This window comes from Methylophilus sp. (genome assembly GCF_052173275.1).
Taxonomy (GTDB): Bacteria; Pseudomonadota; Gammaproteobacteria; order Burkholderiales; family Methylophilaceae; genus Methylophilus.
Map to the genome: position 1 here is coordinate 3,072,510 of NZ_JBQMUL010000002.1, position 14,665 is coordinate 3,087,174.

Sequence of the window (14,665 nt, forward strand, 5' to 3'; positions counted from 1 at the left end):
TTTCATTCGCAGGCATTAACCTATTTATCGACCTGCCATCTAATCAATAATGATCTTACTATTGCTATCCGTCACGCGCTGCATGCGCGCCAGCACATCTTTCCAGCTCACATATTGCGTATAGCCATTCACATTGACTGAAGGCGCGCCTTTGCCTTTTACAATTACAAAGCCATCCGGGAGCGCTTCCACACCACCCATTTTGCAGATATCCCCGCGCAATTCGCAGCGCAGGCCTATCTTTTCATAGCCAAACTCTTTGAAAAAACGCAGGAAAGTACGCTGCAATGCTGCCGCCGTGCCCTCGCCGCCCAAAGCCGTGATATTCTCCACCGCACGTTGCGAGATCTTCTTCTCAAACGGGCCATCGGCGGTCTGGATGACAGCATCCATATACACCGGTTTCCAGTTCTGCAGCTGCAAGTGCTTGATATCGCCTTCCAGCTTACCGCTGATAGAGCCAAAGTTAAAGGTACGCGTGATCTCGCCGAGGTCAATATCACGCATGGTGAAATTGGCGTGCAATTTGGGCACCGCGCCCAACGGGTCATCAATATCGAGATCAGACATGCCAACCATGCCATTAAAGAGCCTGAACTGCATGTCGCCCGTCATGCGCAATTCATGGTTGGCATAAGTGATCAATGGTACCGCGCCGGTGATCTGGCCACGCATGGTGGGCCAATCCAGCGCCTGGCTGAATTGTGACATGCTGATAGGCTGCATATCCATCTTGACATGCCAGACCATGCTTTGGTTGATCCAGGCGGCAGAAATATCCTGAAAGTCCAATGCGCCATCCAGGATAGGCAACTTCAGGCTGGGCGATGTGATTGAGTAGCGGTTGACCTCAGCCTGCCATTTAGTTTGCCCCAGGGGGATTTTTAAAATATGACCGGCTTGGTAACCCATGGCGATCTGTTTAGGCTGGTCATAATCCCACGGGATATCCGCATTCAAATGGCTGAAGCCAAACTTGCCCAGCTGGTCTTCCACACTGGCATCCATAATATGCAGATGGAATTTCAATGGCTGCAATCCTTTGGCTTCAAATGACCAGTCAGCCTTGCCGAACACATGCAAGTGCCCGAAGGCAGAGTTGGGGATCAGCGGCTGGATAAATGCCTGGTAGACACCATTAAAATCCACATCGCTGGCATCGACTTTTAAAAACTCGAATTCTTTGCTGACGAGGTTGACGCGGCTTTGGCTATGCAGCGTACCCACCCCTTGCAAACTCAGTGTGGCCTGCTCGATATCCATATACGGCTGGCGGTAAAACCCGCGTATCTCAAACCGCTTGTTGCCATCAGCAAAGTAAAACGGTTGCCAGAACAGCTCGCCCTGTTGCCAGTCGAACACGCCTTGCCAGCGCCAGCCGCCCGCCTGCTCGTGGGCGGAAAGATTGATTTTCCCAGTGAGCTTGTCCGCCGCGTGCAAACCTTCCGCATCGCTGAACTTTGCCTGCTTGACTGATAATTCAAGGTCTAGGCCTTTTGCCATCTCGCCGCTTTTATCAATGCTTTTCCAGGTTGGCGTGACTAATAGATTAAACGGGATATGCGAACGGCTATCCACATACAGGCCGTCCTCGCAGCGCCAGGTTTCGGTGGCGGCCTGGGCAGGCACCAGACAATTCAGGTGGAACTTGCCCCAGATTTCGTCACGCAAGGCTTTGACTTCGGCATCTAGCGACAACACCGGTTGCCGGGTTTTCTGGCGATAATCGAGGAAGATGCGCGGATGCCTGACCTGGTAAGGCTGCATCTGCAGTTGATCGGAGGTGATCAGCAAGGTCGGACGCTGGCTGATGTCCAGCGAGATATTCGGCTTATCCAGCGTGGCATCACCCAGTTGCAAACGTTGGGCGGTGACTTTTACTTGCTGTTTGCTACGTAAATCCAGCACCGCATTCGGCTGGTCCAGCTGGAACAGGTCACTGCTGATGCTGTCTGCGCTGAGGCTGATCTGAGTAATGGCACAGGCTTGTGCTGACCAGAGAATCAGGCTCAGGCACAAGCAGCGCATCAGTCAGGGAACACTCCGGAAGATAAATACCTATCACCACGATCGCACACGATGGCGACAATGACGGCGTTATTCACTTCCTTGGATAATTGCAGTGCGGAGTACAAAGCGCCACCGCTGGAAATGCCGGCAAAAATACCTTCTTGCTGAGCGAGTTTGCGCGTGGTGTCTTCAGCGTGCTTCTGGCTGACGTAGCGCAGTTCGTCTATGCGTTTGGCATCAAAGATTTTCGGCATATATGCCTCTGGCCATTTGCGGATGCCTGGAATTTGGGCACCATCTTCAGGCTGCACGCCGATGATCTGGATAGCCGGATTCTGTTCTTTCAGGTATTGCGACGTGCCCATAATGGTGCCGGTGGTGCCCATGCTGGAGACGAAATGTGTGATTTTTCCTTCAGTATCGCGCCAGATTTCCGGCCCGGTGCCTTCGTAATGCGCCAGCGGATTATCTGAATTACCAAACTGGTCGAGCACGATGCCCTCACCTTCCGCCTGCATTTTCATCGCCACATCGCGGGCCAGTTCCATGCTGCCATCTTTGGGTGTCAGCACCAGGTCCGCGCCATAGGCTTTCATGCTTTGCCTGCGTTCTATCGTCTGGTTTTCCGGCATCACCAAAATCATTTTATAGCCGCGCATGGCGGCCACCATGGCCAGCGCAATGCCGGTATTGCCACTGGTGGCTTCAATCAGAGTGTCGCCAGGTTTGATCTGGCCTCGCTGTTCGGCCCGCAGGATCATGCTGTAGGCAGGTCTGTCCTTGACAGAACCGGCCGGATTATTGCCTTCTAACTTGAGCAAAATCGTGTTGCTGATATTGGGGTTGATGCGCTGCAAAGCAACCAGCGGCGTGTTGCCAACAAAGTCATCTAAAGTTTTATATGGTTTCATAACAGACCGACAGAGGTTTTTCCGGACCCGGAATCATCCGCCATCCAAATATCCAGAATTGAGGTGATAATTTAATACACTCGCCAGCTTAATATATGTAAAATTCTCATGGTGTTCCTGAGTTAGCTGACCAAGTAGCCATTTTACATAAACTGACCGCATCACAAAAACAATAATTGCCAAGGGAAACGAATATTGAAAAACTGGATTAGCAAGGTGCTGGTCGTCATGTTACGTCCGATCCAGCTTTTTCCGGAGTTAACCGACACCGTTAACGTTCGCTATAAAGTCATTTTCCTTAACAACGTATTTACTTTCGCCGGGCTGGCCTCACTGGCCATGAGCGTGGTCCGCTGGAACAGCAATCCTTTCCTCGGCAAAGTCGATCTCCTGTTTTCCTGCATCGCTTTCATACTGCTATGGATACTACATAGATACCACAAAATGGTGGAGCTGATTGCCAGCATCGCCCTCTGGCTATGCTTTGTACAGTTTCTCACGGTATTTTTTGTCGGTAACGGCAATGCGACGCGCAGCGGCCTGTTATTACTGATCCTCGCTGCAGCGTTTTACCTGAAAGGGCGTGTCGCCGGTTATTCCATGCTGGCCATCTTGCTTTCCCTGGTGATAGGCAATCATGTGCTTGAATTGTTCCCCTCTGATTACAGCAACCTGGACCTGCTGAGCCTGGGCTTTTACCTGCTGGCGCAGTTTTTCATCATCCACAATTACGAGAGCCTGCGTGAAACGCAAACAAGCTATTTAAAAGCCCTGAACAGCGACCTCGAAATCCAGGTCAAGCAACGTACAGAGCAACTGGCAGCAGCCAATCACGCGCTAGAAGTAGAAAAACTCAATTTAACCCGGCTCTCCAGTACCGATCACCTGACAGGGCTCAGTAACCGCCACCATTTTGAAACCACGTTTGCGGCTTCCCTGCCCGCTGCCAACAGGAAGACAGCGGATGCGCTGATCCTGATCGATATCGATAATTTCAAAACCATTAATGATACTTATGGGCATGTGCTGGGCGACACCGTGCTGAAAAGCGTTGCGACATGTATGAAAAAGCACAGCCGCATTTATGACATGACCGTGCGCTGGGGCGGCGATGAATTGATCATCTATGCACCTCGTACCACGCTGAAGCAGGCTTGCCAGCTGGCCGAAAAGATACGCAAACATATCCACGCCTTGCAGATCAGCGAGTCAGGTCCCATCAGCATCAGTGCCGGGGTGGCCGTTTTGCAACCAGGCGATACGCTTTCGCAGCTTATAAACCGCGCGGACAAAGCGCTGTATGAAGCGAAACAGGCTGGCCGCAATAGTGTCTATTCCTCAGCGATCGCTTAAGTGATATTCGCTGGTGTTTCTAATTATTTTTCGGTTTAGCTTTTATTTATGATGTTCAGAAGTTTAGTGTTTGTAGCAGCTTTATTATTCATCAGCTTGAATGTGCATGCAGAGCAATGGCAAACGGTGCAGGGCCGCGAAAAATTCCTGACAGTTGCTGTAGACCTGGATTCATTACAAGTCGGGCAACTCGACGATATGATCCGCTTCAAGCTCAGGGCAGACGATCATGACGACACTATCACCACCAAATTCGTGCAGGCTTCTTGCAGTGAATTCTCGATGGAAGCTGAACGAGAGGTCGTGTTTCATAAATCGAACATGTCATCAGAAACGCTGGACTGGAAAAATGATGGTTCGCTGAAAAGCAGCCCGGAATTCAGCCGCGCCAGACTGTCGTTCTGGGGTATCACACAGGCTTATGGACAAGCGATCTCACTGGCTTGCCGCCGTGTCGGCAACCGGTCTCCCGAGCGATTGCAAAGCCTGCCCACTGACCAATGCACAGCGTCCAACCCCTTGCGCAAAGTCGCTTGTGCAAGCCATGCCAGCTGGCGCGCCAATTACAAACTGTATATGTCACGCTCGCATGATGTCATCCACAACTGCGGCATTTCAGAAGACCGCATGACCAAGCAGGCCGCCTGGCTGATCAAAAGTGTCATGCGTTGCCAGAACGAAAGTTGCGGCAACGAGATCCTGGAAGGCTGGATACACAAGCGCGGCGAAGATATTGCCAACGTGATCCATATGCAAAAGAATACCAGCTACGCCTCACACAACCAGCAAGCGCCGTTGTGCCAGTCTCTCAATCAGGCAGACCAGGCGATTGCCAGCATGCATACCGAAGAGATTTATGCCAAGGCAAAATACCTGGGTTGCCTGAAACGCGAAACTGCCAAATTACGCGCCTCCGACATCCCCAATGATATGGTGCCGCAATTGGCTGAGCACTCATGCGAAAGCCAGTTTCAGGAGTGGCATGAGACGATCTCCAGGCAATCTGCCAGGCTATAAAAACAACGCCCTGGCGTAAAACCAGGGCAGTGTTTTGTGACGGTATTACTTTAAAAGATCGGCTGACAATCAGCGATTGCAACGTCTCGCGCGGTACAGGAATAGGGCATAGCTGCCAAACACAACAAAGCTAATCAAGCCGAGTTGCGGCAAGGTGAGCCCGAGAAAAGTCCAGTCTATCGCAGCGCAATCACCGGTACCGCGGAACACCAGCGTCAGGGCTTTCTTCAACGGGAAGTTTTCAAACATGTAATCAAAGCCCACACCACAGTCGGCAATGATTTCATCTTTATGCACTTGTAACCACCAGTGGCGGATAGCCACCCCTACGCCACCCAGAGCGGTAAGCACCTCCACCACGACCAGCCCGCTGCTTAACCAGGATTTAGGCGGCACAAAAGCATGCACCAGAAACAGTACGCCTATACTCATAAAGATAATACGCTGTGAAATACAGAGTGGACAGGGTTCCAGCTTGTAATGTACCTGTATCGCCAAGGCCAGCGCCACTATCCCGAAACAGGCCAGAAACCCCAGTACATAGCCACCCTTGCCTTTAAACCATTGACACATCGCATGCTCCCGCGCATTAAATAAGACTGAAATTGTAATAGATAATGCGCTTATGATGACTTAGACAGGTAGATGGTTCTCGCATTTTTATGCATGTGGCATAAAAAACCTGTATCAGGAGGCAGCAGCGGCGATCTCACTTTGGCGCATAGCGGATTTTTGCCTGACCTCGTGATGTTTCTTTTTGTAATAGACGGCAATGCGTTTCACATAATTGCGCGTTTCGGGGTAAGGCGGAATTCCCTGATGCCGCTGCACGGCATTTTCGCCCGCGTTATAGGCAGCCGCAACGAGTTCCACATCCCCTTTAAAATAACCGATCAGCCAGCGCAGATACGACAACCCACCCTTGATATTCTGCTCTGGATCATAGGCATCCTTGACATGAAACCTGGCCTGGGTATCCGGTAATAACTGCATCAAGCCCTGCGCCTTCTTTCGCGAGGTGGCTTTCGGGTTAAAGCCTGATTCTACCGCGATCACCGCCATGGCAAAATCGACATCCACTCCATACACCGGCGCATGTTTTTTCACCAGCTGATACACCGGGCCGCGTTTGCGGAACAACACTTGTGCAGCAGAATTCTCCTGGTTATGCATACACGCAGGCAGTTTCGCCAGCGCCATATCCCCCGGCTCCTTATCCAGCCATTCCCTGGCGTCTCTATGCCCTTGGATCGCAGCCAGGCTGAAAAAGCGTGCTGCAATATCATGATTCACTTCCACCCCTTTGCCGGTACTGTAAAACCAGCCCATGGCAAATTGCGCATCGGCATTGTGTGCGTCACCCGCCAGCGCACAATAATGGGTATAGGCCTGCTCATAACTGCTCAAACCAAGCGCGTTTTTAGTACCTGATGCGAGGCTGGTTTGCAGCTTGATAAACTGCTTGTAGCCATCATTCTGCATTTTCGACTGCTCGCGGCTATAGCTGGGTTCAGGCTCACTTGCCTGAACCATTTTCTCGATCTCGCTCTCTTCCGCAGGCTGATTCACCACCTCATTCATCACCTCAGCCTCGTCCGCATAAGACGATAACGACCATAGCGACAGGTACGCCATGGTAAACAATAGCGAAATCAGTAACAGTGCCTGACGTGCAGCATATATATCTGTTTTTACTTGCATTTTTGACACCTTTTTAGGTATGACGATAGCAACCTCTCCATGCTCAACGCTTTAATGAGTGACTCATATGCGCTGACAAAGTGCCCGCTGCACGTGTTAAATATCCGCTGTAATCGTTAAATTCTGGCGACAAAGCCGAGGGGAAAAGTTACTTTTATCTTTGATTCTTTCATCTCTATCCGCTTGCCGGATGCACAGAAAAATCTTGCCGCTTTTGATAGAAAAATAGCCAAACCACAACCAGCTGTTGGATAATGTGCGCCTATGGCTAGTTTGTTATCGACGTCTTCCAAGCAATTCTTAAGTGTCAGCGACCTGACACGACTCACTAAAGAGCTACTGGAAACCAGTTTCCCCTTGTTCTGGATCAGCGGTGAAATCTCCAATTTCACGCGTGCGGCCAGTGGTCACTGGTACTTTTCACTCAAGGACGCCAAGGCGCAAGTGCGTTGCGTGATGTTTAAAGGCCGCAACAGCCTGGTGGAAAACATGCCGCGCGAAGGCGATTCGATCGAAGCGCGCGCGACTGTGACCCTGTATGAAGCACGTGGTGATTTCCAACTGACCATCGAGTTTATGCAGCCCGCCGGTTTGGGGCGGCTGTATGAGGCTTATGAACAATTGAAACAGCGCTTGCAGGCCGAAGGTTTGTTTGACCAATCCCGCAAAAAACCTATTCCTGCAGACCCACAGCGTATCGGCGTGGTCACTTCGCCCGATGCTGCCGCCTTGCGCGATGTATTGACAGCGATACGCAGACGTTACCCCGGCATGGCAGTGATCATTTACCCGACACCGGTGCAGGGCAAAGGCTCGGCAGAACTGATCGCCAATGCCATCCGTCAGGCCAACCAGCGACAGGAAGTCGATACACTATTGATTTGCCGTGGTGGTGGCAGTATTGAAGATTTATGGTCTTTTAATGAAGAAGTGGTGGCGCGCGCGATTGCAGATTGCCGCCTGCCCACCATCAGTGGCGTAGGCCATGAAACCGACTTTACCATCGCTGATTTTGTGGCCGACCTGCGCGCGGCAACGCCGACAGCAGCGGCAGAACTCGCCTGCCCTGACCAGTCACAGTTGCGCGCACAGGTGACACAATTAGAGTCACGCCTGCAGCGTGCCATGCAATCCCTGTTGCAAAAACAGGCACAGACGCTGGATTACTTATCCCGCAGACTGGTTTCGCCTACACAGCAATTGCAGCAGCAAAAGCAATCACTACAGCAATGGCAGCATCGTCTGCAATTGGCCATGCAAAACCTGTTGCATCAGCAATCGCGGCGGCTGGACCATCTTGCGACCAGCCTGCAACAACTCAACCCTCACCAGGTGCTCGCGCGTGGTTATGCCATTGTGCAGAAAGCGGATGGCCAACCGGTCACAGACTCGCAGCAACTAGCGAAAGACGAGCCTTTGCGCCTCACCTTGCACCAGGGTGCTGCCGAGGTCGTGGTCACGCAAATCGCTAAAACTGACAATTAACAATAATTAATTACTATTAACACACCCATACGCAAGCAGCAGCGAAAGTCTTTGGTTAAGCTGTCAAATTGACAGATAATGACCGTTTGCTTTACGTCGTTCACACAATGGACAATACAAAAAGTCAGCCTGCGGCACTCCATACTATGGCGCTTGCCGCACTCGGGGTGGTATTTGGTGATATTGGAACCAGCCCCCTCTACACGATGAAAGAAGTATTTGCGGTAGGCCATCACCCGCTTCTGCTCACGCAAGACAATGTTTACGGCATTTTATCGTTGATCACCTGGGCGCTTCTGCTCATTGTTTCCTTTAAGTATGTAGCTTTTATCATGCGGGCGGATAACCGCGGCGAAGGCGGCATTATGGCGCTGCTGTCATTAGCGAGCCGTTACGCAGGTGGCGATCCGGACCAGCGTAAACGTATCATGATGTTGGGCATTATCGGCGCCTGCATGTTTTATGCCGATGGCATGATCACCCCGGCGATTTCGGTGTTGTCGGCGGTCGAAGGGTTGGAAGTGGCCGCGCCACAACTGGATGACTGGATAGTACCTATCACTCTGTTTGTGCTGTTTCTGTTGTTTTGGGCACAAAGCAAAGGCACCGCGGTGATGGGCGCGTTTTTTGGCCCTATCATGCTGACATGGTTTGCGGTACTTGGCATCCTTGGCGCCATCAATATCAGCCACCACCCTGAAATCCTCAAAGCTCTCAGCCCTTATTACGCTTACCTGTTTTTTAGCACCCAACCCAAAATTGCCTTTATCGCGCTAGGTGCTGTCGTCCTCGCAGTGACCGGCGCCGAAGCGCTGTATGCCGATATGGGGCATTTTGGCCGTAAACCGATACGTCTGGCCTGGTTCCTGTTCGTATTACCTGCCCTGATCTGTAACTATTTCGGCCAGGGCGCACTCATTCTTGCCGACCCTGAATCTATCCAGAACCCTTTCTATCACCTGGCCCCTGACTGGGCGCTATTCCCCCTGATTCTGCTGGCGACACTGGCTACCGTGATTGCATCGCAGGCTGTGATTACCGGCGCATTTTCAGTCTCACGCCAGGCCTTGCAACTTGGATTTATCCCGCGCATGCACGTGGCGCATACGTCTGAACAAACCGAAGGCCAGGTGTATATGCCCAGGGTGAACTGGGGCCTGATGCTTGCCACCATGGGCCTGGTCTTGATTTTCGGCAGCTCCGGCGATCTGGCTGCGGCCTACGGCATTGCGGTGACTGGTGATATGGTCATCACCACCTTGCTGGCGGCAGTCGTCTTTCATCATTTGTGGGGATGGAGCAAACTGAAAACTGCTTGCCTGATCTCAGTGTTCCTGGTGATTGATCTGTCTTTCTTTACCGCCAACATCCTGAAGATCCCTGATGGAGGCTGGGTGCCATTATTGATGGGCCTGATCATCTTCACCCTGATGCGGACCTGGAAGACCGGGCGCGCATTGCTATATCGCATCCTCAGATCAGAATCGATGGAACTGGTGCCGTTTATTCAGGCGATAGGCGCACACCCGCCTGCGCGCGTGAATGGTGCAGGTGTGTTCATGACGCCTAACCCGGACGGTGTGCCGCATGCACTGTTGCATAATCTCAAACATAACAAGGTCTTGCATGACAGCGTGGTCATCCTGACCGTGCGCTTTGAGGATTACCCTTACACCAGCCAGGAAGAACGCATCGCGGTTGAAAACCTGGCCTATGGCTTTTATCGCGTCACCATCCGTTATGGCTATATGGACGAACCTGACCTGCCGCGCGACCTGGCATTGACCGAAGCGCAAGGCCTGACGCTGGATACCATGGATACCTCTTTCTTTGTCGGCAAAGAGAGCCTGATCGCTTCGGACAAACCGGGCATGGCATTCTGGCGTAAAAAGATTTTCATTGGTTTGTTCAGGACTGCGGAAACCATCACCAACCAGTTCAAGCTACCGCCTAACCGGGTGGTAGAACTGGGTTCACAAGTCAAGATTTAGAGATGGTAACATTCTGTTGTCACACACAAACAGTATAAAAATAACACTCTATTCGGACTGGATACGCTCCAGCACCGAGAAAGGAAAAGCAAATGTCATTGATTAAAACCACCTCCGTCGCCGTCATGTGCGCCCTGCTTTCTGCCTGCGCCAGCACAACCAATAACAGCGTGTCCGGTGTGCAGCGCAGCCAGTTGTTACTGCTGCCTACCAGCACCGTCAATGAGATGTCATCACAGTCTTATACCGAAACATTGCAGACCGCCAAGAAGAACAACACCCTGAACGCGGATAAAGCATTATTGAACCGTGTCACCACCATTTCAAACCGGCTGATTGCCCAGGTCGGCGTTTTCCGCCCGGATGCAGCGAAATGGAAATGGGAAGTCAATGTCGAAAAGAATGACCAGCTGAATGCCTACTGTATGCCCGGTGGCAAAATCATGGTGTTTTCTGGCCTGGCTGAAAAACTGAATGCCACAGACGATGAACTGGCCGCCGTGATTGGTCATGAGATCGCCCACGCCTTGCGTGAGCATGGACGCGAGCGCATGTCACAAGCCTATATCCAGCAATTCGGTTTACAGGCCCTGGCGACAGTCGTCGGCGGCACAGCCGGGAGCATGGCTGCGCAAGGTGCCGGCATGGGCAGCCAACTGCTGTTCTCCATGCCGAATGGCAGGGAGCAGGAACGCGAAGCCGACCGCATGGGCCTTGAGTTAGCCGCACGCGCTGGCTACAACCCTGAGGCGGCTGTCAGCTTGTGGAAGAAAATGATGGCGGCCAACAAAGAAGCCCCACCTGAGTTTTTAAGCACCCACCCTTCCAGCGAAAATCGCATCAAAGATCTGCAAGCGTTAACCCCAAAGGTGATGCCACTTTACCTGGCGGCAAAGTCTAAATAACTGCCTGCGTGCGTGGCACAACCATTGCCACATACAATCAGCACTAAACACCCGAAATTAGGTTAAAATTTCGGGTTTTACTCATCCCTATCATTAGAGAACATCATGGATCCACGTCTAAGCATTATTGAGGCGGCTTTTGAAGACCGCGCCAACATCAACCCTGCGAATGCATCCGCAGAAATCAAGCAAACCGTTGCTTCCATTCTTGATGACCTGGATGCTGGAAAACTGCGTGTAGCCAGCCGTATCGGCGACACACAGCAATGGGAAACGCATCAATGGCTGAAAAAAGCCGTGCTGCTGTCTTTCCGCCTGAAAGATAACTACCTGATGGACGATGGCGTCACCCGTTATTTTGACAAGGTAGACCCGAAATTTGCCGACTACACTGAAGAAGATTTCAAAGCTGGCGGTTTCCGCGTGGTGCCTAACGCAATCGTGCGCAAAGGCTCTTTCATCGCCAAAAATACCGTGCTGATGCCTTCTTATGTCAACATCGGCGCCTATGTCGGTGAAGGTTCTATGGTCGACACCTGGGCGACAGTAGGTTCATGCGCACAAATCGGTAAAAACGTGCATTTATCCGGCGGCGTAGGCATCGGCGGCGTGCTGGAACCAGTACAGGCAGGCCCAACCATCATCGGTGACAACTGCTTTGTCGGCGCACGTTCTGAAGTGGTTGAAGGCGTAGTCGTTGAAGATAACTGCGTGATCTCCATGGGTGTATATATTGGTCAATCTACCAAAATCTACGATCGCGAAACCGGCGAAGTTCATTATGGCCGCGTGCCAGCTGGTTCAGTGGTTGTGTCTGGCAACCTGCCTTCCAGCGATGGCAAATACAGCCTGTATTGCGCTGTGATCGTGAAAAAAGTCGATGCCAAAACATTGAGCAAAGTTGGCATTAACGAATTATTACGCGGCATCTAATTCAAGCCTAAATCAACGGGAATCACTGCCCCTACCTTGCCTGGCTTAGCCAGGTGGCTGCGTCTGATTTGGCTTGGTTTTTTGACCGGGCTCAAGTTATCAGTTGTAAAGGTCGTTATGCATATGATTCCCGTCATGATGTATCACAACAGGAAGTATTTAATGTGGAGACATACTTAACAAGCAACAAATTGATCAGCAACAAACCGTACAGGTAAAAAACCGTAGTAGTGTCACAACACAAACAATCAAAATAATCGTGTACTTACTCATATGACGACAACGCAAATTTTCATTCCGATTCTGTTCACACTCAGTGTGGTCGGGTGCTATTTTGCGTTTGAACTGGTTGAAAGACTGCGCAAAGTCACTGCCAAACACCATGATTCCATGCTCAGGAAAAATGCGCTTATCGTGGCGCTGGGTGTCTTCCTGCTACATTGCGGCTACCAGATGTCCGCAGATAACTTCCCCAAAATCACTGAACACCCGGTCGATTTTATCGGCAGTCTGTTGTGCGCCTATATGCTGGCGCTCTCCTTACTCAATACCGTCAATAAAAAGAAACTGCCGCTGCGTGAACTGCTATACGCGTCATTCGCAGCCGCCATCAGTGGTTACCTGCTCTCCTATTTCTACCAGATCAGCGCTGGCACGATCAACGCCCGCATTGATACATGGACCGCCCTATTCGCATTCTTTCTCACCTGCCTGACCTCCGCCCTCGCCATTGTCACCATGCTCTGGATCAAGAGTTACGAAGGCAAAGCCCTGCAACGCCTGAAAATAATGTTTTCAATTGAGATCGCGCTGGGCTTCCTGGCCTCGCATGCAGCGATCAACCTCAGCATCCTGCACAACAATATGTTTATCGGCCAGCCTACCGACCAGGCGGGTAATTATCTGGTGCTGCTACTCACCCTGGCGCCGGTGCTGCTGTTTATCACCTCATTTATCCTGGTGATTTTTTATGAGCGCAATGTCGATATCACGCAAAGCAAACTGACTTTCCGCAATACGCAAACCGCTAACAAAAAATTCCTCGCCTACGACCCGCTCACCCATTTACCTAACCGCGATGCGCTCAACCAGCATCTCGCCATCAGCGCCAAGCGCTGTGACCGCAATGGCGAATCGCTGGCGCTGGCCTATATCGATCTTGACCACTTTAAACCGGTCAACGATCAGTTTGGTCACCACATTGGTGACTTGCTGTTGATCGAAGTCGCCAAACGCATCAGCAACGCTATCCGCAACTGTGATTACGTGGCACGGGCTGGCGGCGATGAATTTATTGCAGTGCTCAGCGAGATCGAAAATCACCAGAGCGCGGTGACTGTCATCCAGCGCATTATTGATTCGCTGCGCGAGACTTTTGTGATCGAAAATCATGTGATCGAGATTTCCTGCTCCATCGGCATCTCCATGTATCCGCAGGATGGCAATCTGCAAAAACTCAAATTGAATGCCGATGCCGCTATGTACAAGGCCAAGGAAAACGGCAAAAACCAGTACCGTTTCTTCGACGCCGAAATCGAGCAGGCTTCAGACGAGATGCAACAAACACGCATCGAGTTGAAAAAAGCCATTACCGAGCAGGAGTTCAGGTTACTGTTCCAGCCCAAGGTCGATGCTGTTACCCGCCTGGTGCATGGCGCAGAAGCCCTGTTACGCTGGCAACACCCAACGCGCGGCCTGCTCTCGCCTACCCACTTTATCGAGGCTGCCGAGCGCTTTGGCATGATTGAAGAAATCAACGCCTGGGTGATTTCACAAACCTGCAGCACCATTAGCCAGGCGCGCGACCGCGGCATAGACCTGAGCATTTCAGTCAACCTGTCTAACCAGCAATTCAGGAACAAACACCTGGATGCGCATATCCAGTCCATCCTGGAAGAGCACAAGGTGGAAGCGCGTAACCTGATCCTTGAAGTTTCGGAAACGACGGCTATCCATCACCAGGCCCAGTTTAAAGAGACCTTGCGCCACTTTAAAAAGCAGGGCTTAAAGATCTCGCTGGATGATTTTGGTTTACACCCGTTCAGCCTGAGCCATCTGCAAGATCTGGAAATCAGCGAAGTGAAACTGGACCGGTCATTAACCAAAAGCGTGGCCGCTTCACACACCTCATTGTCGATTGTCGAAGCAATCGTCAAGCTGGCGCATGCGCTGGATCTGAATGTGGTCGCCGAAGGTGTTGAAGATGAAGACCAGCGCCAGGCTTTAGTCAGCATCAACTGCGACCAGATGCAGGGCTACCTGTTCTCCAAACCGGTAGAACAGAAATTCCTGTTTGATGTATTCAGTGAATTGCAACTCAGATCGACCACCAAAAGCCTGTTTTAACTTTCACGCGCAT

The 14,665-nt window shown here is 51.4% G+C and carries 11 protein-coding genes; 7 read left to right on the top strand and 4 right to left on the bottom strand.

What is annotated here, in order from left to right:
• Positions 1 to 39: 39 nt before the first annotated feature.
• Positions 40 to 2,028 (bottom strand): hypothetical protein, encoded by a 1,989-nt coding sequence (locus ACTS9Y_RS15935; protein WP_442586872.1) that lies wholly within the window; start codon positions 2,026 to 2,028, stop codon positions 40 to 42.
• The gene (gene cysM, locus ACTS9Y_RS15940; RefSeq protein ID WP_442586873.1) at positions 2,028 to 2,921 is read right to left on the bottom strand and encodes a cysteine synthase CysM; all 894 of its coding nucleotides are present in this window, start codon (positions 2,919 to 2,921) and stop codon (positions 2,028 to 2,030) included. The genes ACTS9Y_RS15935 and cysM overlap by 1 nt, the downstream gene beginning before the upstream one ends.
• Before the next feature lie 195 nt (positions 2,922 to 3,116).
• Between cysM and ACTS9Y_RS15945 the strand changes: the two genes are divergently transcribed.
• Both ACTS9Y_RS15945 and ACTS9Y_RS15950 read left to right on the top strand, forming a co-directional pair.
• Positions 3,117 to 4,274, top strand: coding sequence for a GGDEF domain-containing protein (locus tag ACTS9Y_RS15945; protein WP_442586874.1), 1,158 nt, complete (start codon positions 3,117 to 3,119; stop codon positions 4,272 to 4,274).
• Positions 4,275 to 4,322: 48 nt separating this feature from the next.
• Entirely contained in the window at positions 4,323 to 5,291 is a 969-nt protein-coding gene (locus ACTS9Y_RS15950) for a hypothetical protein (protein ID WP_442586875.1), read from the top strand.
• A 69-nt stretch (positions 5,292 to 5,360) separates the two neighbouring features.
• Here the strand turns inward: ACTS9Y_RS15950 and ACTS9Y_RS15955 are convergent, their stop codons facing one another.
• Together ACTS9Y_RS15955 and ACTS9Y_RS15960 are read right to left on the bottom strand one after the other, a co-directional pair.
• Positions 5,361 to 5,864, bottom strand: coding sequence for a disulfide bond formation protein B (locus ACTS9Y_RS15955; RefSeq protein ID WP_442586876.1), 504 nt, complete (start codon positions 5,862 to 5,864; stop codon positions 5,361 to 5,363).
• Between the two features lie 114 nt (positions 5,865 to 5,978).
• Positions 5,979 to 6,992: a transglycosylase SLT domain-containing protein gene (locus ACTS9Y_RS15960; RefSeq protein WP_442586877.1), complete on the bottom strand. Its 1,014-nt coding sequence runs from the start codon at positions 6,990 to 6,992 to the stop codon at positions 5,979 to 5,981.
• Positions 6,993 to 7,256: 264 nt separating this feature from the next.
• Between ACTS9Y_RS15960 and xseA the strand changes: the two genes are divergently transcribed.
• The 5 genes from xseA (at position 7,257) to ACTS9Y_RS15985 (ending at position 14,652) form a co-directional block, all read left to right on the top strand.
• Positions 7,257 to 8,477 (top strand): exodeoxyribonuclease VII large subunit, encoded by a 1,221-nt coding sequence (xseA, locus tag ACTS9Y_RS15965; protein WP_442586878.1) that lies wholly within the window; start codon positions 7,257 to 7,259, stop codon positions 8,475 to 8,477.
• Between the two features lie 107 nt (positions 8,478 to 8,584).
• Positions 8,585 to 10,468 (top strand): potassium transporter Kup, encoded by a 1,884-nt coding sequence (locus ACTS9Y_RS15970; protein ID WP_442586879.1) that lies wholly within the window; start codon positions 8,585 to 8,587, stop codon positions 10,466 to 10,468.
• Positions 10,469 to 10,560: 92 nt separating this feature from the next.
• A complete protein-coding gene (locus tag ACTS9Y_RS15975; protein WP_442586880.1) occupies positions 10,561 to 11,373 on the top strand; it encodes a M48 family metallopeptidase in 813 nt (270 codons plus the stop codon).
• 105 nt (positions 11,374 to 11,478) lie between these two features.
• Positions 11,479 to 12,306 carry a 2,3,4,5-tetrahydropyridine-2,6-dicarboxylate N-succinyltransferase gene (gene dapD / locus ACTS9Y_RS15980; RefSeq protein ID WP_055826029.1) on the top strand — a complete coding sequence of 276 codons (828 nt, stop codon included), beginning with the start codon at positions 11,479 to 11,481 and terminating at the stop codon, positions 12,304 to 12,306.
• A 273-nt stretch (positions 12,307 to 12,579) separates the two neighbouring features.
• Entirely contained in the window at positions 12,580 to 14,652 is a 2,073-nt protein-coding gene (locus ACTS9Y_RS15985; RefSeq protein WP_442586881.1) for an EAL domain-containing protein, read from the top strand.
• Positions 14,653 to 14,665 lie beyond the last annotated feature (13 nt).

Coding starts and splice junctions, on each gene's coding strand:
- ACTS9Y_RS15960 (WP_442586877.1), bottom strand. CDS start 6,992: ATGCAAGTAAAAACAGATATATATGCTGCACGTCAGGCACTGTTACTG.
- ACTS9Y_RS15950 (WP_442586875.1), top strand. CDS start 4,323: ATGATGTTCAGAAGTTTAGTGTTTGTAGCAGCTTTATTATTCATCAGC.
- xseA (WP_442586878.1), top strand. CDS start 7,257: ATGGCTAGTTTGTTATCGACGTCTTCCAAGCAATTCTTAAGTGTCAGC.
- cysM (WP_442586873.1), bottom strand. CDS start 2,921: ATGAAACCATATAAAACTTTAGATGACTTTGTTGGCAACACGCCGCTG.
- ACTS9Y_RS15970 (WP_442586879.1), top strand. CDS start 8,585: ATGGACAATACAAAAAGTCAGCCTGCGGCACTCCATACTATGGCGCTT.
- ACTS9Y_RS15955 (WP_442586876.1), bottom strand. CDS start 5,864: ATGTGTCAATGGTTTAAAGGCAAGGGTGGCTATGTACTGGGGTTTCTG.
- dapD (WP_055826029.1), top strand. CDS start 11,479: ATGGATCCACGTCTAAGCATTATTGAGGCGGCTTTTGAAGACCGCGCC.
- ACTS9Y_RS15985 (WP_442586881.1), top strand. CDS start 12,580: ATGACGACAACGCAAATTTTCATTCCGATTCTGTTCACACTCAGTGTG.
- ACTS9Y_RS15935 (WP_442586872.1), bottom strand. CDS start 2,028: ATGCGCTGCTTGTGCCTGAGCCTGATTCTCTGGTCAGCACAAGCCTGT.
- ACTS9Y_RS15975 (WP_442586880.1), top strand. CDS start 10,561: ATGTCATTGATTAAAACCACCTCCGTCGCCGTCATGTGCGCCCTGCTT.